At 40.6% G+C, this 25,044-nt stretch carries 22 protein-coding genes and 1 other annotated feature; of the genes, 11 read left to right on the top strand and 11 right to left on the bottom strand.

The window, feature by feature from the left end:
- Positions 1–593 precede the first annotated feature (593 nt).
- Positions 594–1,178, bottom strand: coding sequence for an anthranilate synthase component II (locus AYR53_RS01360; protein WP_068222142.1), 585 nt, complete (start codon positions 1,176–1,178; stop codon positions 594–596).
- Positions 1,162–2,631 (bottom strand): anthranilate synthase component I family protein, encoded by a 1,470-nt coding sequence (locus tag AYR53_RS01365; protein WP_068281257.1) that lies wholly within the window; start codon positions 2,629–2,631, stop codon positions 1,162–1,164. The genes AYR53_RS01360 and AYR53_RS01365 overlap by 17 nt, the downstream gene beginning before the upstream one ends.
- 1,052 nt (positions 2,632–3,683) lie before the next feature.
- Here AYR53_RS01365 and AYR53_RS01370 point away from each other — a divergent pair.
- From AYR53_RS01370 to AYR53_RS01380, 3 genes are all read left to right on the top strand, one after another.
- Positions 3,684–5,603, top strand: coding sequence for a fructose-bisphosphatase class III (locus tag AYR53_RS01370; protein WP_068279740.1), 1,920 nt, complete (start codon positions 3,684–3,686; stop codon positions 5,601–5,603).
- A 143-nt stretch (positions 5,604–5,746) separates the two neighbouring features.
- Positions 5,747–7,306, top strand: coding sequence for a helix-turn-helix domain-containing protein (locus AYR53_RS01375; RefSeq protein WP_068222134.1), 1,560 nt, complete (start codon positions 5,747–5,749; stop codon positions 7,304–7,306).
- Positions 7,307–7,510: 204 nt separating this feature from the next.
- Positions 7,511–8,320 carry a Cof-type HAD-IIB family hydrolase gene (locus AYR53_RS01380; RefSeq protein WP_068222131.1) on the top strand — a complete coding sequence of 270 codons (810 nt, stop codon included), beginning with the start codon at positions 7,511–7,513 and terminating at the stop codon, positions 8,318–8,320.
- A 1-nt stretch (position 8,321) separates the two neighbouring features.
- On the opposite strand, the gene AYR53_RS01385 is transcribed toward AYR53_RS01380, so the two are convergent.
- A complete protein-coding gene (locus AYR53_RS01385) occupies positions 8,322–8,744 on the bottom strand; it encodes a hypothetical protein (RefSeq protein ID WP_082918467.1) in 423 nt (140 codons plus the stop codon).
- A gap of 70 nt (positions 8,745–8,814) precedes the next feature.
- Here AYR53_RS01385 and AYR53_RS01390 point away from each other — a divergent pair, with 70 nt between their 5' ends.
- Together AYR53_RS01390 and AYR53_RS01395 are read left to right on the top strand one after the other, a co-directional pair.
- On the top strand, positions 8,815–9,360 hold the full coding sequence (locus AYR53_RS01390; RefSeq protein ID WP_068222124.1) for a GNAT family N-acetyltransferase: 546 nt from the start codon (positions 8,815–8,817) through the stop codon (positions 9,358–9,360).
- Positions 9,361–9,839: 479 nt separating this feature from the next.
- Positions 9,840–10,103, top strand: coding sequence for a hypothetical protein (locus AYR53_RS01395; RefSeq protein ID WP_068222121.1), 264 nt, complete (start codon positions 9,840–9,842; stop codon positions 10,101–10,103).
- On the opposite strand, the gene AYR53_RS01400 is transcribed toward AYR53_RS01395, so the two are convergent.
- Together AYR53_RS01400 and AYR53_RS01405 are read right to left on the bottom strand one after the other, a co-directional pair.
- Positions 10,100–10,573, bottom strand: a complete 474-nt coding sequence (locus AYR53_RS01400) for a GNAT family N-acetyltransferase (RefSeq protein WP_068222118.1) — start codon at positions 10,571–10,573, stop codon at positions 10,100–10,102. The genes AYR53_RS01395 and AYR53_RS01400 overlap by 4 nt on opposite strands.
- Before the next feature lie 220 nt (positions 10,574–10,793).
- A complete protein-coding gene (locus AYR53_RS01405; RefSeq protein ID WP_068222115.1) occupies positions 10,794–11,117 on the bottom strand; it encodes a hypothetical protein in 324 nt (107 codons plus the stop codon).
- Positions 11,118–11,402: 285 nt separating this feature from the next.
- Between AYR53_RS01405 and AYR53_RS01410 the strand changes: the two genes are divergently transcribed.
- Positions 11,403–13,910: an excinuclease ABC subunit UvrA gene (locus AYR53_RS01410; RefSeq protein WP_068222111.1), complete on the top strand. Its 2,508-nt coding sequence runs from the start codon at positions 11,403–11,405 to the stop codon at positions 13,908–13,910.
- 422 nt (positions 13,911–14,332) lie between these two features.
- Here the strand turns inward: AYR53_RS01410 and AYR53_RS01415 are convergent, their stop codons facing one another.
- Together AYR53_RS01415 and AYR53_RS01420 are read right to left on the bottom strand one after the other, a co-directional pair.
- The gene (locus AYR53_RS01415) at positions 14,333–15,262 is read right to left on the bottom strand and encodes an AEC family transporter (RefSeq protein WP_068376540.1); all 930 of its coding nucleotides are present in this window, start codon (positions 15,260–15,262) and stop codon (positions 14,333–14,335) included.
- A 151-nt stretch (positions 15,263–15,413) separates the two neighbouring features.
- On the bottom strand, positions 15,414–16,211 hold the full coding sequence (locus tag AYR53_RS01420) for a PaaX family transcriptional regulator C-terminal domain-containing protein (protein ID WP_068279737.1): 798 nt from the start codon (positions 16,209–16,211) through the stop codon (positions 15,414–15,416).
- Between the two features lie 393 nt (positions 16,212–16,604).
- Between AYR53_RS01420 and AYR53_RS01425 the strand changes: the two genes are divergently transcribed.
- Positions 16,605–17,705: a DMT family transporter gene (locus AYR53_RS01425; protein WP_068279733.1), complete on the top strand. Its 1,101-nt coding sequence runs from the start codon at positions 16,605–16,607 to the stop codon at positions 17,703–17,705.
- A 69-nt stretch (positions 17,706–17,774) separates the two neighbouring features.
- Here the strand turns inward: AYR53_RS01425 and AYR53_RS13460 are convergent, their stop codons facing one another.
- Positions 17,775–17,927, bottom strand: a complete 153-nt coding sequence (locus AYR53_RS13460) for an AbrB/MazE/SpoVT family DNA-binding domain-containing protein (protein WP_156519978.1) — start codon at positions 17,925–17,927, stop codon at positions 17,775–17,777.
- 195 nt (positions 17,928–18,122) lie between these two features.
- Positions 18,123–18,380 (top strand) — a binding site (T-box leader).
- A 117-nt stretch (positions 18,381–18,497) separates the two neighbouring features.
- On the opposite strand from AYR53_RS13460, the gene brnQ reads away from it, so the two are divergent.
- The 4 genes from brnQ (at position 18,498) to AYR53_RS13240 (ending at position 21,996) form a co-directional block, all read left to right on the top strand.
- On the top strand, positions 18,498–19,910 hold the full coding sequence (gene brnQ, locus AYR53_RS01430) for a branched-chain amino acid transport system II carrier protein (RefSeq protein WP_068279730.1): 1,413 nt from the start codon (positions 18,498–18,500) through the stop codon (positions 19,908–19,910).
- A gap of 167 nt (positions 19,911–20,077) precedes the next feature.
- On the top strand, positions 20,078–20,572 hold the full coding sequence (locus AYR53_RS01435; protein WP_068279725.1) for a GNAT family N-acetyltransferase: 495 nt from the start codon (positions 20,078–20,080) through the stop codon (positions 20,570–20,572).
- Positions 20,542–21,813: an ISL3 family transposase gene (locus AYR53_RS01440; protein WP_068279055.1), complete on the top strand. Its 1,272-nt coding sequence runs from the start codon at positions 20,542–20,544 to the stop codon at positions 21,811–21,813. Before AYR53_RS01435 ends, AYR53_RS01440 begins: the two co-directional genes overlap by 31 nt.
- A gap of 33 nt (positions 21,814–21,846) precedes the next feature.
- The gene (locus AYR53_RS13240) at positions 21,847–21,996 is read left to right on the top strand and encodes a GNAT family N-acetyltransferase (protein WP_239691373.1); all 150 of its coding nucleotides are present in this window, start codon (positions 21,847–21,849) and stop codon (positions 21,994–21,996) included.
- A 156-nt stretch (positions 21,997–22,152) separates the two neighbouring features.
- Here the strand turns inward: AYR53_RS13240 and AYR53_RS01445 are convergent, their stop codons facing one another.
- From AYR53_RS01445 to AYR53_RS01455, 3 genes are all read right to left on the bottom strand, one after another.
- Complete coding sequence (locus AYR53_RS01445) at positions 22,153–23,169, bottom strand: LPXTG cell wall anchor domain-containing protein (protein WP_068279723.1); 1,017 nt, start codon at positions 23,167–23,169, stop codon at positions 22,153–22,155.
- A gap of 23 nt (positions 23,170–23,192) precedes the next feature.
- A complete protein-coding gene (locus AYR53_RS01450) occupies positions 23,193–24,272 on the bottom strand; it encodes a hypothetical protein (RefSeq protein ID WP_068279721.1) in 1,080 nt (359 codons plus the stop codon).
- A 158-nt stretch (positions 24,273–24,430) separates the two neighbouring features.
- The gene (locus AYR53_RS01455) at positions 24,431–24,964 is read right to left on the bottom strand and encodes a hypothetical protein (protein WP_068279719.1); all 534 of its coding nucleotides are present in this window, start codon (positions 24,962–24,964) and stop codon (positions 24,431–24,433) included.
- Positions 24,965–25,044 lie beyond the last annotated feature (80 nt).

Raw genomic sequence — 25,044 nt, forward strand, 5'->3', positions numbered from 1 at the left:
CCTTAATTCAGTCACGAAATTAGTCTATTCCAAAAAAAGATAAACTAACTAATCTCGTCACTACGCTTAGCAAGGGACAAACATCCCTCCGGCAACTGACGCGTGCCTGACGTCAAACTGTAATAAGAGTGAGAAAAAAGACGGTTAGCTTCTGAGGATTAGCATAATAAGGCGGCTTGGTCATGCAATGACCGAGACGACTTATGTAGCTAACCGCAGGAAGCTGTCTTTTTTCTCACGTTTCCATTCCGGTGAAACTGCTTCTACCTAGATTGTGGAAACGTGGCCCAAAAGACAGATTACTCCGAATAGCGACGTTCACCAAATCATCCGCTTCGCGAATAATTCAGCAAACAAGGCTATTCTCCGTAATCTAACCGTCTTTTGGTCCACTCTTTTCGAGTTTGCCCTCGGTGGTCCATTTAATTGTCTGCGTTCGACTGCCATTCTCAGCACCGGCAACTCTCTTTACGTGCACAACAATCTTGATCTCCACCTCATCGGTTTTTGAACGATATTTGATTGACACTAACATTAAAACTAACTGTGTAATTTGTCAATATATTTTTAAAAACTAATTTAATATTAATCTTTCAACTTTCACAAACAGCCAAAAAGTTTCTCACAATTTGGCGACCCACCGTTTCATCAGTCATGATTGATTCGGGATGGAACTGAACACCATAAACTTGGTGTTCTTCATCGGCTAAGGCCATAATCTCACCCTTGGCCGTTTTTGCCGTAATCTGTAAGTTAGTTGGAAAATTTGCCTGCGCCGCAATTAACGAATGATAGCGCGCAGCCTGAAATTTAGTAGGACAAGCATTAAACAACGTACTTGCTTGTTGTACCATAATTTCTGATGGCTTACCGTGCATCAATTGTGCCGCGGCGACGACCTGCCCACCATACGCGACACAAATGGCTTGGTGTCCGAGGCAAACACCAAATAATGGTATTTTACCAGCAAACTTTTCAACAACTGCCAAGGTCACTCCAGCATCCTCTGGTCGGCCAGGCCCTGGAGAAAGAATAATACCGCTTGGGTTCAGGTCCGCAATCTGTGTTGTCGTCAGTTGATCATTTTTTACCACACGAACTTCTTCTTGGGTCATTTGACCAACAAGTTGGTACAAATTATAAGTAAAACTATCGTAATTATCAATTATTAACAGCATAGTGCACCTCCTGTTTTGCGACTTGTTGCAAAGCCGTCACAACTGACCGTGCCTTATTGTTAAATTCTTGATATTCGTATTTGGCAATGCTGTCCGCCACAATACCAGCACCGGAATGGACCACTAGATTAGTTCCTTTTCGATAAGCCAAACGAATGCCAATACATAAGTCCAAGTCACCATCAAAATCCAAATAACCAAGACAACCACCGTACAAGCCACGCTTATTTTGTTCCAGTTCATTGATCAACTGCATGGCACGAACTTTAGGCGCTCCGGATAAGGTCCCTGCTGGCATCAAGGCATCGAGAATATCAATGCTAGATTGATCTGATCTGACCTCGCTTTCAATTGTTGAACCAAGGTGCATCACTTGGCTAAACCGTAATAATTGGCGACAGCTAGTAACCTTAACACTACCAAAACGACTAACCCGGCCTAAATCGTTTCGGCCTAAATCGATTAACATATTGTGCTCAGATAATTCCTTTTCACTATGTTGCAGCTCTGCAGCCAGGCGTCGATCTTCGGCCTCCGTTTTACCGCGACGTCGAGTGCCAGCCAACGGATAGGTCACTAATTGTGTTCCCTGTCGACTAATTAAAGTTTCTGGTGAGGCCCCTAATGCTTCAAAATCACCATCCTGAAAATAGAATTGATACGGCGATGGGCTTTGGTGAAATAAGGTTGGTGCTGCGGCAAATAAACTACCGGCCATATCCGCGTGCTGTGGATTAGATAGAATTAACTGAAAAATATCTCCCGCGACAATATGTTGTTTGGTTTGTTCAACTAAATTCGTAAAGGTTGGCAAATTAAACTGCAGTTGTAAGGCTGATTTTAGTTGTAAAGTTACCGGGACAAAACTCTGTTGTAATTGTAGAATAGTTCGTTTTAATTTACCAAGTTGCACCTGTACCTGTTCAAATCGATTATTTAATTCATTTGTTGGTACAATCTGGCTTAACGTCACAATTTTAGTCCGTTGATTATAAGCAATAACTTGATCGGCCAATAACAGATCAACATCATCCAATTGATAAGGATCACTGACACTGGACGATAACGTTGGGTTAGCGTACTGACCATAATCGTAGGCGTAACCTACCAGTCCCCCTTGAAAAGGTGGTGAATCTGGTAATTTAGGCGTTCTAAACCTGTTCAATAATTCTTCTAGGTAAGGTTTAATTGCTGTCTTTTTAGTTGTTGTCTTTCCATTTTTGATTACCGTTAATTGCCCGTTGCGGTAATGGATTTTCATTTTAGGTTGATAGCCAATAAAGGTATAACCATCTAACTTCGGCTTTGGTGCACCCGTTAGTAAATAACTAGTATGTCCCTGTTGGCGCAAGTGGCTGACCAAATTAAGTGGGTTAAACTGCAATACTTTAAACTGCATCGTTACTGGAACTGCTGGATAATCAGCATAAATTGCTAAATCTTCTTTTTTCATTTTTAATCGCCTCACAATTGATTTTTCTAAGTTGCCATCAATTGTAAACGCCATCGTTTTCCAGGTAATTGCTGCATAGTTTTCACTCCTTAGTTAGATAGTGTTTGAAAAGGCGGTTAGATTCTGAGGATTACTAACGATGTCGATCGGACTAAGGTGAACCGAAGTCCGAATCGCAGCCTAAACAGACGAATTACCTTTGAAAAAGGTGATTTGGCTGTTGTAGCTAACCGCAGGAATCTGCCTTTTCAAACACGTTTACGTCGAATCTCTTAAAAAAATCATTAAACTAGTTTCAAACTAATGATTCATTAAAAAAACACCGCGAAAAAAATCCGCCCATAACAATCTCTTGTTAAGGACGGATTTTTCCGCGGTGCCACCTTAATTCAGTCACGAAATTAGTCTATTCCAAAAAAAGATAAACTAACTAATCTCGTCACTACGCTTAGCAAGGGACAAACATCCCTCCGGCAACTGACGCGTGCCTGACGTCAAACTGTAATAAGAGTGAGAAAAAAGCTGCTCAACTTCTTCTAGGCTAGCTGGAAGAAGTTAGCTTTTTTCTCACGTTTCCATTCCGGTGAAACTGCCTCTACCTGGATTATGGAAACGTGGCCCAAAAGACAGATTACTCCGAATAGCGACGTTCACCAAATCATCCGCTTCGCGAATAATTCGGCAAACTAGGCTATTCTCCGTAATCTAACCGTCTTTTGGTCCACTCTTTTCGAGTTTGCCCTCGGTGGTCCATTTAATTGTCTGCGTTCGACTGCCATTCTCAGCACCGGCAACTCTCTTTACGTGCACAACAATCTTGATCTCCACCTCATCGGTTTTTGATGCTATTTATTGTTTCAAAGCATAGAAGACTACTAACTCTTTGTCAACTATTTTTTATAAAACAAATTCAGCATTTATTATTGGTATATACCCCATTATCAAGACCAACAGCCGTTGAGTGGATATCATCGTATAATTGGTATCCTAAAAAGAAAGCGCTATAATGGCCTTATAAATATGAATTTAAAAATTTAAGGAGTTTTCACTTTATGAATGAAACTGATCTTGCTTTACTAAAAGCTAAGTACCCAACTAAGACTGCACTTGCCACCGAGCTCATTAACCTCGAGGCAATTTTGAATTTACCAAAAAGTACTGAGGCCTTTATAAGTGATATCCACGGTGAATACGATGCATTTCAACACGTTTTACGCAGTGGCTCTGGTAACGTCAAACAAAAAGTTGCGGCCCTTTTTGCTGGAAAAATGACAAAAAATAAAATTAGCAACTTTTCATTTTTGATCTATTACCCGAAAGAACGGTTAACGGCCATTAAAAAGCGCTACGCTAGTAACGAAGAGCTTTGCCAGTGGTACCTAGACACCTTTACACGTCTAATCTCATTACTCCACTTTGTCTCAACAAAGTACACCCGCTCTAAAGTTCGAAAGGCATTAAAACCAGAGTTTGTTTACATCACTGAGGAGCTACTCTACGCCGATTTAGATAGCGTTGATAAATTACAGTACTATAGCAAAATCACCGAAAATATCATTACTTTAGGTCAGGCCGACGCCTTTATTATCGCAACTTGCCATAGCATTCAACAATTGGTCGTTGATCATTTACACATTGTTGGTGACATTTATGATCGTGGGCCTTACCCGGACAAGATCATGGAACGACTAATGCAGCATCATTCCTTAGATATTCAGTGGGGTAATCATGATATTCTTTGGCTGGGTGCCGTCTCTGGCTCGCAGCTTTGTTTAGCAAATTTACTGCGAATCTGTGCACGTTACAATAATTTAAGTATTATCGAGGACGCTTACGGCATCAATTTACGCCACTTAGCGTTGTTTGCCGAAAAACATTACCAAGATAATCCAGCATTTCAACCAAAGCTAATGCACAATGAGCGCCCATTATCGGCCGCCGAAAAATTGCAGATAACACAAATTCACCAAGCAATTGCCGTAATTCAATTTAAGCTAGAAGGCCCGGCCATTGCCCGGCGACCTGAATTCAACATGGCCCACCGCGCGATGTTAGATAAAATCGACTACGCCAAGCAAACAATTGAGCTAAAAGGCAAAACTTACCAGTTAGAGAATACCTGTTTTCAAACCATTGATCCTAAAGCACCCTATCAATTAACCCCAGAAGAACAAGATTTAATTGATCAGCTTACAACTGCGTTCATGCAGTCCGATAAATTACGCCGGCACATGGCATTCTTGGTAAAAAAAGGTAGTATGTACCTCACTTACAACGATAATTTGATTTTTCACGGCTGTATTCCCGTGGACGATAAAGGCAAGTTTCAAACTTTCCGCCTAAACGGAAAAGATTACGCAGGTCCAGAACTACTAACCGTTTTCGAAAAAAATTTGCGCGAAAGCTTTGCGTACCCACATACGACAAACGACCAGGCAACTGATCTCCTTTGGTATTTATGGACTGGACCTTTATCACCACTATTTGGCAAACATGACATGACCACGTTTGAGCGCTATTTTATTGCGGACAAAGAAACGCACTTTGAAGCGCCGAACGCTTACTATCGATTACGCCACGAAACTTGGTTTGTGGACCAACTATTAGAAGCCTTTGGACTTGATCCAAACACTGGCCACATTATTAACGGTCACACACCTGTCAAAAAGGGCCAGAGTCCAATTATGGCGGATCGAAAAATGCTAGTTATTGATGGTGGCTTTTCTAAGCCTTACCACAAAACAACCGGCATTGGTGGCTACACACTGCTATATAATTCTTACGGAATGCAATTGGTGACCCACCAGCCATTCACTTCACGAGCAGATGCAATTGCAAATCTAACCGATATTATTTCCACTAAACGAGTTGTAGATCAAGTCAGTCACCGTAAAATGGTGGCCCAAACCGATATTGGAAAAAAGCTCATTAAACAAGTTCGCCTGTTAAAGGAACTAATGCTCACAAAATAAGAATTAATTATTATTTTGTTTATTCTGTTTATCTATTGGAACTTATGGTATTCTTTCTAGGTGTCTTCGTTAATTGTTTACACAATTACTATAAGATAAACTAAAAATAAATGAACATGTTTCCAACAACAGGAGGTCTAGTTTTGGACTATGAACAATTAATGCTGACAAAGACTGATTATTCATTCTATCAGTTTTATGAATTATTAGATAAAATTCGGCCGGCAGTCTATACCGTCAATGAATTGGCGGAACGTACCGAGATGTCTTATCAGAAGACTTATAACATGGTGCAAGACATCAATCAGCAAGTACAAGCCTATTTGCCAGAACAAAAATCATTTTTGACTGAACATGGTGGCGTGGATACACGCAAACTATTTGTATCATTAGATCGTTACCGTTTTGAAATTATTCAGGCTAACCTACCATTCAAATTGCTTTGGTACATGCTGACCACGGAGAACCCCACCATTGAAATCTTTTGTAAGGACAATGATGTTAGTAAATCGACTGTTTTTCGTAAACTTAAGTTATTCAATGATTTTCTAAAACGTTTTAAACTACACATGCGCTATAAAAATTTAGCAATTGTCGGTGACGAACGCTATACTCGGTTGGTGCTTTATCAAGTTATGCGTATTACTGCACGGGAACAGTCCATTAACATTTTTCCACCAGAGCTGCGCGAAGAAGTTCAACAAGTCCACAACCTTATCTTTCAAAATATTGATGTGTTTGAAGAATTACATGACACTGAGGATATTGACTTTGTTGTTGCAATCTTTTTACTTCGTGAGCACCACGGCTTTTACGTTAATAATGATTCTCGCTACCAAGCACTAACGGCCGAAAATCCTAATTATAATATCGATGTCTTGGCTCCAATGCTAGATGTTCCCGAAAATCGACTGGCTGGTGAACTTAATTTTGCTTTCTTCTTACTGAATTATCCGCCAATTTTCCGTGATGCTAACAGCAACTTTTTGCAACGAACTTTGAGATTTTATTCACGTACAGAAAACATTATTTGGTCACTAGTTACCGACTGCCTTAAAGTGATACAACATAATGATTTTAACGACGAAGTTGACTTAACTCAAGATCGACTCCTTCTAGGTAATTTATTAAATACAACTTTAGGTTCATACATTTTACGGGGACCTTTTCCTGCATTTACTTATGTGCCAATTAATGATTCAGTTCTTCGTTTCGGAAAAAACAAATTGTACCTAGATATTGATTATTATTTTAATCATCTACCGCAGAATTTTCGCGCATTTTCTTCCGTTAAGGATCAATTAATTAACGCTTTCTATCAATTCATCATGCGTAATTATGTTAGTTACGATAAGAATTACCAGCTGAAAATTGGCCTTTACATGGAAGAAAGTAATCTGACGTACCAGGACTATCGCGACCTGTTAAACGGTATTCCTTACTTTAAAGTAGCACCTTACTTCACAAAATTCGCCGAACAATATGATGTGGTTGTAACAACTTCTGCATCACTTTATCGAAAACACGCCCAGCGCGGTAACTACTTCTTCTTTGATGTTGAAACTAGCGATATTTTAGGCGGTTTGTACCAGCAATTGCAGACCTACTACGCTAAGCACATCTTAGGCGGACATTTAAAGAACAGCACCTCAGCTAGTAAAACAAAACCCGCTGGCCAAGATGATACTTCTTCGGAAAATTAGAAATCACTTTTGAAGAACTAGATTTCTGCATTTTACCAAACTTTTTATAATAATAATTGACTTCACACGACAATCTAAAAAGTGACCCAGGAAGCGTAAGAATTAGACAACTAATTTCTACGCTTCCTGGGTCATTTCTTTTGCAAGTTACTTAACTTTTTTAATGTTTTTCGGTAAAATGAAGACTACTCAGGAGGCATTCAAATGACAGCCAAACTTATTGCATTAGACCTTGACGGCACAACGCTTAATAATAACGGACAGCTTAGCCAAAAAACAACCCGGATACTTAAGGCAGCTAGTCATGCCGGTCATAAAGTTGTGATTACAACTGGCCGCCCGGACAATATCAGCGAAAACTTTTACGATGAACTCGACCTGACAACCCCGATGATTAATTTTAACGGTGGTTTAATCCACATTCCTCATCACCACTGGGCCGCAGAGTACCAAGCAACTTTGCAAACCAAACTAGTACTCGCTTTACTAGAGCTCAAGAAACGCTTTGCCTTAAAGGCCATTGTAGCTGAGGGAAAGCAGTTTATTCTAACTGATCGACCTTTTCAGGACATTCCGTTTATGCCAAATATGCTACACCCAAAAGTACTGCTCAATTCGGCGAGTTTAAAGCAAGAGCCAATTTCAGTCACTCTTTTTACTAATGCACTAACCTTCCCCGCACTTCAGCAAACAATCCAATCAGAGTTTCCAATGGTTGTTGCGCAAACTTGGGGTGCCTGGAACGGTGATAATGCGGCCTTAGAAATCGTAAAAAAGGCTACTCGCAAGTCTACTGGTATTCATTACTTACTTAATCATTTCAATATGACGGCCAACAACGTCATTGCGTTTGGTGATGATTTTAATGATCAAGATATGCTAGAATCTGCCGGCTGGGGTGTCGCTATGGCTAACGCTCAACCAGCGGTGAAGGCCGCCGCCAATACTGTGATTGCGGAAACAAATGACGAAGACGGCGTTGCTAACTACTTACGAAATTATCTAGCCCTATAAACTAAATAATATAATCACGAATAAACTGTTGATCGGCTTGAAAGCGTTCGGCTACTGGCGTTAGCGGCCAGGCAACTTCATTACAGAAAATCAATTGTTCGTCCTTGAAACGCCATAAACTCAAGACATCAATTTGATCTTCTTGCGTTAATTTAGTTGTTATTTTTACAATGTAATGAACAGTGACCGCCTGCTCGTCTTCGGCAAAAATACAATCATGGACAACAAGTTCGTTAATCGTTGCCTTAGGTGCGGCGGCCAAATGGTGTAGTCGTTCTAAATAACGGGTGTAGTTAATATTCTGCCCGTTTAAAACGACAATCAGTTCGTTGCTAAGATATTGTTCCACTTGTTCTAATTGTTGTTTTTGAATAACCTGTTGCAGTAAATTTAGAACTTGTTGTTTCGCTATTTCAGGAGTCACGCCTATCATTTCCTTTTAATTTTAATCCGCTAGATTTAAAATGAAGCTAATAACCCACCGGGAGCTAATTATGAAATCTTTTCAAGCATTTTCAACTTTGAACCTACCCAATTATCAATTACGCTTTTTGAACACCGTGGCCGCTAAGGACATCTTTTCATTGCGCCATGATTCAAGCGTTGCTGCGGCTTCTGGCCGTAACACCGATCAAACTCTTGAGCAAACAATGGTTTATATTTATAAAATGATGACTGGCGTTAGTCGCCAGGACTTTTTAATGTGGGGAATTATGACTAAGGAAACAAACGAATTTGTAGGTTTAGTGCAGCTTTGGAATTTTAATACTAAACAAAACTCAGTTGAAATTGGCTACGAAATTCTTCCTAGCTGGCAGCGGCACGGTATCATGACTGAAATCTTAACCGAATTGATTCACTTTAGCTTCAACGAGCTTAATTTGAAGCAGCTAAAGGCCGTAACTGCAGCCACCAATCAACCCTCCCGTAAACTTTTAGAAAAAGTCGGTCTTAAGCAGGATCCCTCTTTCCACGAAAACACGTATAGTTTAGAAAAACAAAAAATTGAACTAGTTCAATACCTTGCTAACAAACAATAAAGATTAAAAACAGCCGTGTATTGGATTTTGTGCCCACACAAAATAGACATTAGAGCACTTAGGAGGTGCCATGTTTCGAGTTCGCGTACTTCGCGTTAGGAGAATGGACATCCGCCGTGTATAAGATTTTGTGCCCGCACAAAATGGACATTAGAGCACTTAGGAGGTGCCATGCTTCGAGTTCGCGTACTTCGCGTTAGGAGAATGGACATCCGCCGTGTATTGGATTTTGTGCCTGCACAAAATAGACATTAGAGTACTTAGGAGGTGCCATGCTTCGAGTTCGCGTACTTCGCGTTAGGAGAATGGACATCCGCCGTGTATAAGATTTTGTGCTCGCACAAAATAGACATTAGAGCACTTAGGAGGTGCCATGTTTCGAGTTCGCGTACTTCGCGTTAGGAGAATGGACATCCGCCGTGTATTGGATTTTGTGCTCGCACAAAATGGACATTAGAGCACTTAGGAGGTAGTCTAGCATGACCAAGTTATTAGAACGCCTTTTGTTAGGCTTAAAACAAACCGGTCAAAAATTAAATCAAGCCCAAGGAAAACAAACTGCTGCTTTTAGTGCAGCAATCTTCCACGGTAAAAAATTTAATTACGTTTCCTCGCTTGAATTGGCAGCCTTACTGGTTACTGATCACAATACTATTACGCACGCGCTACACCAAATAAGCCCTAACCTGGATATGCCGCTAAGATCAACGGCTAACGGTCTTGATGTGCAGCTATTTGATTAGAGTTGCTTTAAGTACCACGTATCACAAGCTGTATGCTCAGTTCCAGCCAGTGGTTTAGCTAACCTTTTAAAATCATAGCGGGGGTAGATTTGATTGGCAACCTTAAGCTTGGCGAAGGTTTCTAAGTAAACTTGTTGGTAGTGCTGCGCCGCAAAATCCAGCGCTTTTTTTATTAGCTGATTTGAATAGCCTTTACCTCGGGATGCCTTCTGAATATAGAGCTTTTGTAACTCACAGGTACCAAAAGTATGTGCATAGGGTCCAATACCCACGCCACCAACAACTTGTTGATCTTCTTCAAGTACCCAATAAAAGCCATACTCTAAATTTGCGTAGTATTCGGCCAAAACTGTTAATTGCGGATCAAAGTAGGCAGTTCCCGGCAAATTTAATTGATATTCTGCTAAGCAATCCTGAACAAGCTTCTTAACTGCTAGATCATCCTTTGGTTCAATTGGTCGTATTTGCATAGGCATTACCTGCTAACTTTAATTTTAATTTAGTTTTCATACTAGCAAATTTTATGTTGCGACGCAATTCCTAATTATTAAAAAATAGAGCTCGAGGCTGCTACTTTTTTACACCAAATAATTTTAATGGTGAAAAAGGGGTACGGCTTCAGGCTCTATTTTATTTTTAATAATATTTCAATTACGTTATGAGTTTCCATTTTGTTTAGGGACAACTTTTTTAATCAACATTATCTAGAAAAACGTGATAACTTTTTTCGATTTGAAATTCTTTTTCACCGGCTGTTTTAGGTACAAACTGCAGTTTAATATCTGCCATTGCCATGTCAGCATCAGGATCGATTTGATACACACAATTAACCTTGGTCAAATCCGTTTGTGTGGCCAATTCATCCCGCATGATCTGGTAATCTAAGGAAATCAAATCAAGTGTTTGCGTGTAATCTTCTGGGTAAGGCACTAATACCATTGTATCCTTAAGGAAAAAAACATTCCCCTGTTTTAATCGCTTAAAAAAATGTTTGTTTGGCACCGTTAACTGCATCGTTCTCACTCCCTGACTATTCCGTTTATTATTGACATATCATCATACCATATAGTTCGTACTGAAGGAAGAAGTTAACGATTGGATCACCTAGATTTAATCTAACCGCTTTTTCAAGCACTCCCCCAGATTTGATTTGTGCTAAGATGAACTCGTGTTCAAAACTGCCTTAAATCAGCTTATAATTAACTTAATGGCTGCTAAAATATGTGGCCAAAAAATTCTTTGAACACTTTTTAAGTCTACTTCATTTAAGTTAATTATTAGTGAAAAGGAGCAACTACTATGGCAAAAGTAACTTCCATCCCAAAACAAATCGAAGTCTCCGGTGCCCACGTCAATAACCTTAAAAATCTTTCGGTTTCAATTCCACTCAATCAATTCGTTGCAATCAGTGGTCTATCTGGATCTGGAAAATCCTCTTTAGCAATGGGCGTTCTTTACGCTGAGGGTGCCCGGCGATACTTAGATTCGCTTTCAACCTATACACGCCGCCGAATCAGCCAAGTTGGCAAGGCAGATGTTGATTCCGTCCGCCATCTTCCAGCGGCCCTGGCTCTACGCCAGCGGCCAAATGTTCCTAATTTACGAAGCACCGTTGGAACAATGACCGAGAGTTTCAATATTTTACGGCTATTATTTTCTCGCCTTGGTTCACACGTTTCACCAAATGGTCAACGCGTCAAACCTAGCCTACGAGTTGCGGAGGGTTTGACTCTAAAAGCAGGTGATGGAACAACCTTCCAGCCACCTGGTGCCGAAAGCTTCGCGTTTAATTCAACCGGTGCCTGCCCGACTTGCCACGGTACTGGCCAAATTCGTCAGATCATTGCGGCACGACTCATTCCTGATGACCGGCTAACAATTCGCCAAGGTGCTATCGCCTCTTGGAAATTGCCCGGGCGTAACTTTATGCAGTTTGTTGTGCAAACAATCGGTGTTAACATCGACACCCCTTTTCGTGATCTAAGTAAAAAAGATCAGGCAATTGTTTTGTACGGCGAAAAGAAAAAGTACGCTATTAACATTCCAACTTCAACTGGCAAAATCTTTCACATGGATAATGCTCAATTTGAAAATGCGTTTGCTGCGGTAGAAGATAGCCTGGCCACTACGCATAACGAACGCGCTATCCAGCGACTCAACCGTTTTTATGATTTCACTACCTGCCCAACTTGTCACGGCAATCGATTTAACCCAAAGCTTTTACAAAGTCAGTTGGCTGGAAAAAATATTGCAGAAGTGTGTGCAATCGAAATTAAAGATTTACCGGCGTTTGCGGCAACGATCGTTCCCCAATTGCCAGCTAATATGGCCAAGATTGGTACTAACTTGGTTGGTGAGTTTAAAACTAGTCTCGCACCATTACTTGATCTTGGACTAGATTATTTAACTTTAGGTCGTCCGGGCATGACCCTATCTACTGGTGAATTACAGCGAATTCAGCTTAGTCGCACCCTGCGTTCAGAAACAACTGGTGTGCTTTACGTACTGGATGAACCTTCAATTGGACTACATCCCGCCAACGTTACTGGTCTGGTCAAAATTCTTCGTCAATTAGTCGCACAGGGCAATTCGCTAATTGCCGTTGACCACAACACTGGCCTAATTGGCGCCGCTGATCAAATTATTGAGATTGGTCCCGGTGCCGGTAAAAAAGGAGGAACGATTCTTGATCAAGGAAGTGTCGCCGAAATTAAGAAAAATCCCCATTCATTGATTGGTCCCTTTTTAACCGGCAAAACACCCTTAATTACGCGCAAACAAGTCCCTAAGGAACACATATTTGATCAAGGAACGATCAAACTACACGTTAAACGGCGCTTCAATTTGAATAACGTCACCGCTAGCTTTCCAGTTGGACAGTTGACCGCCGTTAGTGGCTTTTCTGGCGCTGGTAAAACCACGCTTATTTTGGACAGCCTACTACCGGCAATTCAGGCCCAGGCACAAGAGCAGCCACTACCACAACACGTTGACCAGTTGGAAAGTGGTGGTATCAAACGTGCAGTGATGATTGATTCAACACCTGTGGGTAAAAACGTCCGCTCAACTGTCGCTACCTATTCTGGTGTTTTTGATAAAATTCGCCAGGCCTTTGCGGCAACTACAACGGCTAAACAACAACATTTTGGTGCGGCCCATTTTTCTTACAATACCTTAACTGGCGCTTGCCCCACCTGTCATGGTACTGGCCAAATTTCGCTGGATGTTCAGTACTTGCCGGATATCGTGGAAACCTGCCCAACTTGTAAGGGAAGCCGCTATAATCCAGAAACTTTAACGGTAAAATGGCACGACATGACTATCGCGGACGTTTTAACATTATCCGTTGATGAAGCCATCCCTAAATTAAAAACTTTGACCAGCGTTGTTAGTCGCCTAAAATCCTTACAGGACATGGGCCTGGGCTATCTAAAATTAGGTGAGGCTACCCCAACCTTATCTGGTGGTGAGGCGCAACGGCTTAAGTTAGTCAGTTCAATGGGCCAGAAACAAATGGGAACCCTTTTTGTTTTTGATGAACCTTCTGTCGGTCTACATCCGTTAGACATTCGTACCTTAATTCACGTTTTTGATCAATTATTAGCCACCGGCGCAACGATCATAACCATTGAGCATGACTTGGACATCATCGCCAACGCGGATTACGTTGTTGATGTCGGCCCTCGTGGCGGTACTGCCGGCGGTAAAATTGTGGCAACTGGTACACCACGTGAGGTGGCCAACCAAAAAAATAGTATTACGGGGCAATACTTGGCCAAACACCTTAAACAATTTGGGGTTGACTAGGGAAGGTTTGAAAAATCGCTTTATTTAGTACTTTCCTGATTAATTTAGTGCAAACGTGTTTGGAAAAAGCAGATTACTGCAATTACCTTATTTCAACTTGGCGGTTTTTGCCTTGCTAGTTCTTGCGGTGAACGAGGCGAACTTAGTCGCGAGCAGTTATGGACTTTATAACTGTGTTCCTTGGTTTCACCACAAGAATAGACAACATCGAAGTATCATAAGTTATTTGCAAAATAGTAGTTAAAATAGCCGAATTACCTTTTTCAAGGGTAATTCGGCTATTTGGGCTGCGATTCGGACTTTGGGTTATCTTAGTCCGATCGACATTCGTCAGCGAAGCCAGTAATAATCCTCAATTGCGAAGTAGAATCTAACCGCTTTTTCAAACACTCTCTTTTTTAGTATCATAAATCACTCTAATTCTATAACGCCGCTATTGCGATCATTAGCGGCAGTGAGACGATTGAAAATAAAGTTGATAAACTCATCAGTTTAACCGCAAAGGCCGGGTCACCGTCGTTTAATAGGGTAAATAAAACAACAATCCCTGCTACTGGGCAAGCTGCCATCGTCGCGGTTGCCAGTAACGCAGTCCCGTGCAAACCAATGACGGCCAGTATTAGTAACGTTAAAAACGGCATAACAATATTTCGCAGTAAAATTCCCGGCCAAATTAAGTGATCGCTAAATAATTCCCGCCATTTAATGCTGGCAATACTATTTCCAATTACCATCATTGAAAGTGGTGTATTGATCCCACTAATATAATTGACCCCTGATTGTAAAATTGTCGGCAGTTTAAACGACGCCAAAAAAACAATCAGTCCAATAACAATGGCAATAATATTGGGATTAGTCAACACACTACGCACCATGTAACGGCGGCTGGATTGATTTTTCTCTGATTTAAATAAATTAATGCCATGGGTCCAATTAAATAAATTAAATACCGCTAAATAAGGTACCGAGTAAAAAACGCCCGCTGAACCAAATAACGCATTAGTTAGCGGTATTCCCATAAAACCAGCATTTGAATAAACTGTTCCGAATTGAAGCGCCGTTCGTTGTTCAGTATTTTTAACACGGTGAAAAGCCAGTCGACCTACAATAATTGCAACAAGATAAGACAACACAGTTCCAACAAAGGCCAAGCTCAATTGGGTTAGCTGATGCACGGAAAAGGGTTGCTCGAACGCTTTAATAATTAAACACGGCGAAACAATGTACAGCAAGATGGCCGTTAAGTCTTTGGAAGTTTGTTCATGGATAAAGCCCACTCGGTTAGCTAAAAAACCAACTGCCATTAATAAAAACATTAAGCTAACCTGATTTAACGATGTTACGAATCCCATTTACTCACCCAATCTTTTTTCTACTATAATTTACTTTATCCTTAAAAAATGATCGCCACTATTTTTGAGATTGTTCTAATTTAACGGTGAATTCTGTTTCAAAAATCAGCATTTAACAACCTTAGCCTAAATATAGCCCAGTACTTGATACTCAAGTGAACATCGGTGTCATAAATTTTGCGTAGGGACTTTGTTTAGGAAAGATCTCAGCAATACTGTTGTAGCCAGTAATTAATAACTGAAGTGTTTTCTGGCCAATCCAATCTGGTGGTAATAAACTCTGCGGTAGAATTGGATCGAGTAAAAACATCGTATTGATATGATTACCAATGTCCAAATATAAATTTAATAGAGCCTGATCATCCCCACTGGCCACAACTTGTGAGGTGGGAGCCATTTTTTCCTTAATCCAAGCATATTCAGTTTGATAAGTTTGGGTCAAAGTTTTTAAATGCCACATTTGAAAGGCCTCTTGCCGCGTTAGGCGCGTTTTAAAAAAGGTTCCTTTCACAACCTTTACGTCACTAGTGACACCAATTTCCTGTGCCAATGCCAAAACATCATTCCCGTAATGCCAAGGTGACACGTAAACCGAGGATTGATATGGTGCAAAACCATACTCCTGTAAGGCCGTTTTAAAGGCCGCTTTTGCCTTACGCTTTTCTTCCGGAATTCGAATGAAAACAAACGTCCAATTCCCATCAAAGGCCATTTGATAATTATTGTATTTTAAATTAATGTCGGATAATCTTTTTTTCCCTTCGGCCGTTAGCGCATAAAGCCCCCGGCGGCGGGAAATAATTCGGCCCTGGTTCTTTAACTTGGATAACGTGTTGCGAACGGTCATCTCCGTATAATTACGCTTAGTGTAAATTGCGACCAAAGTTTTGGCGTGCACTTCCTCACCAACGTCGATTAAATGTAAAATTTGTTTTTCAACTGATTGCATCCATTGTTCCTTTCTAAATCAATTGAAAGAGTGTTTAAAGAATGATTAGCTTGTTCTCGCCTGTTCAAAAATAGGATTAAAAATAATTTTCGGGCAACCAACGAGCGATTCGTAGCCAAATCATCCTTTTTATGTCGCTCTTTTCATTGACAAGTTTTCATTTTTAAATATAATAGTAATTATACTGTTTCGACAAAATATAATTATATTTAGGGTTGTTAGTAACTTACAAAGTATCGTGTGGGTCAGTTAGCTTTCTAACGACTCTTAGAAAGCATTAATAAAAGATTGGCGTTACATCTTATGTTAGTTATTATAAAGGGCTACTTTTAATTTGAAAACACTTTTTAATTATTGGCAGCTACTTAATCGTGAGGGAGACGATTGTTTCACATGAAAAAAACATATATTTACGTCTTAATTTCAACTTTCTTATTCAGCTCAATGGAAATTTCACTTAAATTAGCTGGCAGTGCCTTCAATGGTATCCAGCTTAACTTCTTACGTTTCTTAGTCGGTGGTTTATTCTTACTACCGTTTGCGGTAAGGGCCTTGCGTAAGCAGAAACACCGATTAGACTTTAAAGACTTAGGTATCTTTTTACTAACTGGTTTAGTTGGCATCGTGATTAGCATGACCTTCTACCAAATTGCTGTCGAGGTCGATCAAGCTTCAACCGTAGCCGTTTTATTCAGCTGTAACCCAATATTTGCACTAATCTTCTCTTACTTAATTTTACGAGAAAAGCTCAGCCGAACAAATTTAATTGCCGTCATTATTTCCCTAATTGGGTTGCTAATCATTGTTAATCCAACCCACCTCACTAATCCAGTTGGGTTAACTCTGGCGATTACTTCCGCCGTTACTTTTGGCCTTTACTCAATTGTTTCACGCTGGGGTTCTATGCGTGGACACTTTAATGGACTTACAATGACCAGCCTTTCTTTCTTGGCCGGCGCACTGGAACTAGGGATTTTAATGGGTCTATCACACGTTTCAGCAATCGCTAATCGATTAAATAGCGTTAATGGGCTTAAATCATTTGCAAACATACCGTTCGTTCAAGGAATTGCACCAAATAATTTATTATTACTGGCCTACATATGTATCGGGGTTACTGCTGGCGGCTTTGGTTTTTACTTTCTTGCAATGGAAACTTCAGACGTTTCAACTGCTTCCCTTGTGTTCTTCATTAAACCGGCGCTGGCACCAATCATGGCTATGATTGTTTTGCACGAACGTATTGTGCTGCCAACCATCATCGGAATCGTTGTCATTGTACTCGGTTCAATCGTTATGTTCTTAGGTAATCGTTACGCTGACCAAGTTAACTCAATGCAGTATCAGGGTATTTTTGCTAAACTATTACGCAAACCTGGTAGCCCAAATGAGTTACAACAAAAGATTAGTGCCGATCGCCAAAAGCTCCGTGACGATGCTAAGCTTACCAAGGAAAAATTAGTAAACAAGTCATCAAATGAAAATTTATCCTAGAGTTGCATTAAAAAACAGGTATGAAGTGATTGTTTGTAAACAAATCACTTCATACCTGTTTTTATTGCCTTATTCTTCAACTTTTTTTCGTTTAACAACAATTTTATCCTTTTTATTTTTAATCTTAACTCGCTGCCCCGGATGCATTTTCAAAATGCCACGTAACGCTACGGGAATGACAATTCGTCCCTTTGCATCTACAATCACTTGGTATTCTTTCATGTTTAATCGCCCCCTTTAATCCTAATAAGATTTAATTTAAGCTTACCAAGATGTGGGAGCCAAAACACGAAATATGCTTTATTTAATTGTCTAGTTAAGTTTTAGCTAATAGGAACTGCTATTCTAGGACCTACTTGACATTTAAAAAGAAACGGGGTAAAGTGTTTTTAAGTTAAAGATAGATGAGATTATTATTAAAACACCGTGATGGGGAGAGTAGCAACTACTTATTTTTCAAGCGAGCTTCGATTAGTGCAAGGAAGTAAAAGTAGGTAATTGTGAAAGTAGCCTCGGAGTGGCGGATGCGACGTTTATGAAGTGTCCGTTGGGAGCGCCCATTATTGCGCCAACGTCTTGAAAAAGTATTTTAATGCTTTCTCAGCACGGGGTAAGGCTATTACTGCGAAGTAATAGTAAATTTAAGGTGGTAACACGCAATTCAGCGTCCTTTAAAAGCATTTGCTTTTAAAGGACGCTTTTTTTATTTGGTCAACCACTAATAATCGCATTCAGGTTTGTATTTCGTAATTATATTTGTACCTGCGGCCAAAACATAGGAGGTTTTCGTTTATGGAATTAGAACAAAAAGAACGTCGCTTAACTTGGAAAAACTATTTAATGATTGGTTCAATGCTATTTGGAATGTTTTTTGGTGCCGGTAATTTAATTTTTCCACTGCACCTTGGTCAACTCGCTGGAAATCATTGGGGGTTGGCAACGATCGGTTTTCTATTGTCCGGTACCCTGCTGCCACTACTTTCAATTATCGCTATTAGTATCACACGTAGTGAAGGTATCTACGATGTTGCTCGCCCGATCGGCAAACACTACGCGCTCATTTTTTTGATCCTTGTTCACGCAACTTTGGGCCCGTTATTTGCCACTCCCAGAACGGCCACTGTTCCTTTTGAATTAGGAATTGCCCCACATATCCCGGCAGACCAAACTAGCCTTTACCTGGCCATTTATTCAGCAATTTTCTTTCTGATCACCTATCGTTTATCCAGCCGCCAATCACGTATTATTGATGTAATCGGTCGCTTACTAAACCCACTATTCTTAGTTTTATTGGCAATCATTTTTTTGTTCGCGTTTTTAAGTCCAATGGGACAAGCCAGTCACGCCACCGCAACTACTGCCTACACACATGGTGCACTCACTAATGGCTTTCTTCAGGGCTACAACACGATGGATGCTTTGGCCGGCCTAGCTTTTGGTGTTACCGTTGTTACTTCAATTAAACTATTAGGAACGCATAAACCAAAGAACATTGCCTTGGCCACCGCTAAATCAGGTGCGCTCAGCATGGGAATTGAAGCCTTGATTTATCTCGCGTTAATCCTAATTGGCGCTACCAGTCTAAATCAATTTAAACTATCAGCAAACGGTGGTATTGTCTTTGCCCAAATTGCTAATCACTATATGGGCGCCGTTGGTGACGCTATTTTGGCCACGTTAGCAACGGTAACTTGTATAACCACAGCAATGGGCCTGGTCACCGCCTTTGCCCAAGATTTTCACAAACATTTTCCTAAAATTAGTTACCTAGCCTTTTTACGTTTCACTTGTGGTATTTCCTTTTTGATCGCAAATATTGGCCTAACTCAGATTATTGCTTGGTCAACACCAGTTTTAATGTTCCTTTATCCCTTAGCAATTACGCTTATTATTTTGGCCATCCTATCACCACTATTTAAGCAAAGCAGCTTTGTCTACCGCGTGACCACAATTTTCACCTTAATTCCGGCAATTTTTGACATGATTCACGCTTTACCACCATTATTGGCCCAAACGGCCTTCGCTCGTAGCATGACAGCCTTCGCCACACATTATCTGCCTTTATTCAAATTAGGTTTTGATTGGATTCCTTTCGCCGCCGTTGGTTTCTTAATCGGTATTGGCGGTTATACATTACGAAATATTAGCCTAAACTGGCACCTGAACCGGCAAAATCTAACTGATGAAAATGATACTGACCATTAAAAAGTATTTAGATTCCAGCGTTTGTGTGCAGGTTAAAGGCCTTTTTATAGAGTGGTCCGCCTGCAAGCCCCTATAAAAATAATTTTGAAACAAAGATTACTTGACCCACTTTAATTTAACTCATGCTATACTAAAATCAATATTGATAAGGAAAGCAGGTCCATAAGTTGAAATTACATGTCGGCTCAGAGCCTTGGCAGCGTGCCGCCGCACTATATGTCAGAATGCAGGTCTTCGTTCAAGAACGTCACATTGCCCTAATTGATGAATTCGATCAACACGACACGTCAAAAACATCCTACGCCGTTATTTACGCGGACAATGAGCAGCCAGTGGCCACTGGACGACTACAATTCATTGATGCCGCAACTATCCAACCTGGTCGAATTGCAACGCTTAGCGAGTACCGGGGACAAGGTTTAGGTGCGCAGGTTATTAATGCTTTAGAAGAAGTAGGTCAACACCAAGGCTATCAAAAATCGGTTCTACAATATCTGTTGTTGGTAATAGATTTTCATCTATTACTGATGACAGATTTTTTATTTATGGCTAGAATAAAAAAGCGGACATTTCCTGTCCGTTCATCCAAGTCAACCACCACGAAGATTTTTCAGAAAGAAGGAAATGCCCTATGTGTCATGATACTACAAAATTATTATTAGGAATAGCTGACGAGAACCTAAAAATTACTGACGGTGAAACTGGAGAAGACGGGGTTATTCGCTTAACTGGCCACTTGGATTACACGCCGAAGGCTTGTCCCAAGTGCGGGATTATCAATGATCAAAAGATTATTAACTACGGCTGGCGCAATACCACTATCAGATTCTCGAAGGTTCTGAGCAACACCGTCATCTTAGCCTTAAAGCGCCGCTATTTCCACTGTAAAGAATGTCACGGCAACTTTCTTGCACAAACATTGGCAGTTCCGAAACACTGTACAATTTCAAACACCAGCCGCAAAGAATGCCTAGAGAAGCTCGGTGAACCGGTCTCTTTGAAGCACATTGCCAATGAAGTATCGGCATCAGATTCATTTGTGGGCCGCCAGTTAATGCGCGCTGAACGAGACTTTCAAACCAATTGGCACTATTTACCAGAGATCATCTTAATGGATGAGGTGAAGAGTACCAAGAGCGCTACTGGTGCCATGAGCTTTGAGTTCATGAATGGCGAAACCCATGAATTAATCGACTTACTCCCTTATCGAACCATCAATAAACTAGAGAAGTATTTTTACCGCTTCGATCAAGCTGCCCGAGAAAACGTCAAAATTATTGTGACTGATATGAATTATACCTACCCCAAGCTTGTGCAGACCGTGTTCCCCAATGCCATGGTGGTCATGGACAAGTTTCATATTATCAACGCCCTAAATCGGGCGTTTAACAAAACCAGAATCAAGGTGATGAAGAAGTTTACCCCGTCTTCTCGCGAATTTCACGCCCTTAAGCGCTACTGGAAGCTGTTGTTAGTACCAACTGAACAGCTTAACTTTGAACAATTCAAAAAGTGGACTAATTTTCCTTACTGGATGGCTGCCACCGATGTTGTCCATCAGCTGTTATCGTTGGATTCAGAACTAGAACAAACTTATCAAGTCTTAAACAGCGTCCGGTCAGCTGTCCAACATCAAGATTGGCATAACTACAATGCGGCATTTTGGAATAACAAAACGTATTCTGAAGAAATGAAGAACACGATTAAAACACTTGAAAGCCATCATGATGAGATTCGTAACACCTTTACCACACACTATTCAAATGGTCCTTTGGAAGGTTCTAATAATAAAATCAAGGCGATCAAACGAGCCAGTTTTGGCTATCGCAGCTTCTGGAGGTTTAGAACTCGAGTACTATACGTTTTCAAAATCAAAACAAAAAGAGCCCTAATCACGAAGTGATTAGAACTCGAAATATGGATTCACCAACAACAGTTGACGAAGAGCCAAAAATCTCTAATTCATAGTGAAAGAACAGCGCAAGGCTTCTACGAACAACTTGGCTACCAACCTGTCTCTGGTACTTTTATTGAAGATGGTATCCCTTGTGTTTTAGTTAGTAAAATATTGTTCACAAAAAAATAAACGGTAACCAACTACTAATTTTTTCGAAATAAGTAGCTAGTTACCGTTTTTATTCAATTAAAAAAACACGAAACCAGAAAACTGATTTCGTGTCATACGTTAATATCAACCAATTAGTCATAAAAATTAACTAATATCTAGATTTATGTCAGTCGGTTAAAATTCACGCTTGCGTTTGAGACCAACTAAGCCGAATAATGCACCCATTGCGCTTAAGAAACCTAAAGCAGCAAGGTTATCATTTGCTTCGCCAGTTTGTGGTAATGCAGCAGCGGTAACGCCATTTTTAGCAGCCTGATATTGTTTACGAGTTGTTGTAGCTGGAGTAGCAGCCGTTAAGCTTGTTGTAACAGGAGCAGAAGCGTTCTTCTTGGCAGCAACAGTTACTGCAGCTGCACCGTTATTAGCAACTGTTGTAGTGGTATTACCTGCAACTTCTGTACCTTTAGCAGCCGTAGTAGTTGCGGCGCCCTTATCAGCGTCAGTACCTGTTGTAGTGGTTGTAGTGCCACCCTTATCGCCATCAGTGTCTGTGGTAGTTGTACCACCTTTATCGCCATCGGTAGTGGTACCACCCTTGTCAGCATCTTCTGCAGCTTTGGCAGTAGCCAATTCAGTCTTAGCCGTTGCTAAAGCAGAGTTAGCTGCATCTAATTTAGCCTGAGCATCTGTTACAGCTTGTTTAGCAGTTGTTACTGCAGTAGCATCTGTATCAGCAGCAGCCTGTGCATCGCCGTATGTCTTCAATGCCTGATTATATGAATCTAAAGCAGCCTTAGCGCTTGTCTTAGCCGTTGTGACAGCAGTTGTAGCAGTAGTAACTGCCTTCATATCATTGTTGACAACAGCCAAGTTACTGGTTTCAGCACCAACAGCAGTTCCAACAGCAGCAATAGCCTTATTCAAGTTATCCTTTGAATTAGCTACTTCTGTCTTAGCAGCTTCATAATTATCAATTGCAGCTTTAGCATTTGCTTGTAAAGTAGTAAATGCAGCTTTGTCTTGACCTAATGCCTTAATAGCATTGTTGTAAGCAGCTAAATAAGAATCAGCATTTTCTTTGGCTAAGTTATACTTAGTTTGAGCCGTCTTAAGGGCATTATTAGCAGCTGTAACAGCCTTAGCAGCCGTACCAGTTACTGCAGATTGAGCATCATACTGCTGAGTAGCCAATTTTTGTGCAGCATTAGCCTTCGTTAATTTTGTGCAGCATTAGCCTTCGTTAATGCATCAGCAGCAGCAGCTTGTGCAGCCTGTGCAGCATCACGAATTGCAGCATCCGTTTTACCATTTTGCATTGCAGTAGCTAACTGGCTTTCAAGATCGTGGTAATTAGGATTGTTGGCTGGGTCAGCTTCTGCTGCGGCCATTGCCTGTTGAAGGTTATTTACTACCGCTAAGTCTTTAGCAACAGCGCTACTCTTTTGTGTTAAGTCAGCTTGTGCTGAATCTGCAGCTGATTGAGCTTTATCAACATTAGTATTAGCTTGTTGTAAATTGGCGTAAACACCTGCTAAAGCAGTAGAAGCGTCCTTTTGAGCAGCAGTGGCTTGGTCAGCTGCCTTTTGAGCATCACCGACAGCAGTTTGAGCCTTGTTTGTAACGGTGTTAGCAGCTTCAAAGTCACTATTAGCCTTGGTTGCGGCAGCCTGATCGTCTGAAACGTTTTTCTGGATCTGTGCAGTCTTATCAGTATAGCTTTGACTTGGTTGGTTAACGCCATCTTTTTGAGTATAATATTGTTGTAAACCAGTCGTTGCATCGCTAAGACCATCACTTGCAGTAGCAAAACGTTGTTGCGCATTAGATTGTTCATTTTGCTTGTTAAGCGTGTTCTGATGTAAGGCACCTTGTGCATTTTCAGCAGTATTGAGTTGACCTTGTGCGTTATCTTGTGCCTTTTGTGCATCAACAACTTTTGAAGTCTGTTGTGAGGCAGCAGCGTTAGCAGCGTCTACACTATCCTTAGCATCTGAAGCAACCTTCGCTGAATCAACAGCAGCTGAAGATGCAGCCGAAACATTAGTTGTTGCGTTCGACACGTTTTGTGTTGCAGCAGCCTGATCACCAGTAGCCTGATCTACTTTATCCTGCGCTTGTTCTGTTGTTGGTGCAGTCGTTTGTGCGTCTGTCTTTTGTGAAGCGGCATCTGCATCTGGTGTTGTAGCAGCATGAACTGCTTGTGTATTAGCGACAGCAGTTCCACCTAAAGCTAATGTACCAGCAAATGTAGCAGCAGTAACAAGTTTAGCAACTTGTTTGTTCTTTCTAACCATAAAAATCTCCTCCTAAAAAATAATTAAGCTATAATAATGACAATAATTTGAGCCACATTAGACAAAATCTATATCATAATAACTCAAACTACCCCTATTGAAACTATACGATATCTATCTAAAAAAATCAATATTATGTTCACAAAGTCTTCACAACTTTAATAAATTTCGTCAAATTTACCGTCGCTATGGACTTCATAGTCATGAATTTGTTGTAACTGGCCCGTATTATTTTGAAAACCACCAACTTCGTACACTAGACTTTCAGTATCATCACGCTTTTTTCCTAAGAATTGATACTGATCTACATTTGTTTGTGTCTGCGTTCGCTCGTAATAGTGTTGCACAATGTACACTGCCCTTTTACCAGTCAGTGTACTTTTTTTCACTTTTTTCTTATGCGATGTTGTTACTTGATGTCGCTTCGGTTTTACCACTTTATTCGAATGTTGTTTCGCCGCTGAAGTTGTTTGGGTTGACTGCGCCGCATAAGAAAAATGATCATAACCAATTACACCCACCAATATAACCACTAACCCAATCAGAACACGTCTGGCTATTTTGATAGTTCTAATTAACCCATAATAACCCGTTCGGCCATTCCGCAGCCGAGCATAATGCACATATGTAAAATAAAAAATGATAATTGTTAGCACGATTAAACCGCCAACTAAAATCTCCCCCCAAAGCATCCTAACACCTCCTCGTATTACAATTCACAAATTATTATACCAGTAAATGATCTATCGTATCGTTCATAACGCACTTTAAT

This window comes from Loigolactobacillus backii, from assembly GCF_001663675.1.
GTDB lineage: Bacteria > Bacillota > Bacilli > Lactobacillales > Lactobacillaceae > Loigolactobacillus > Loigolactobacillus backii.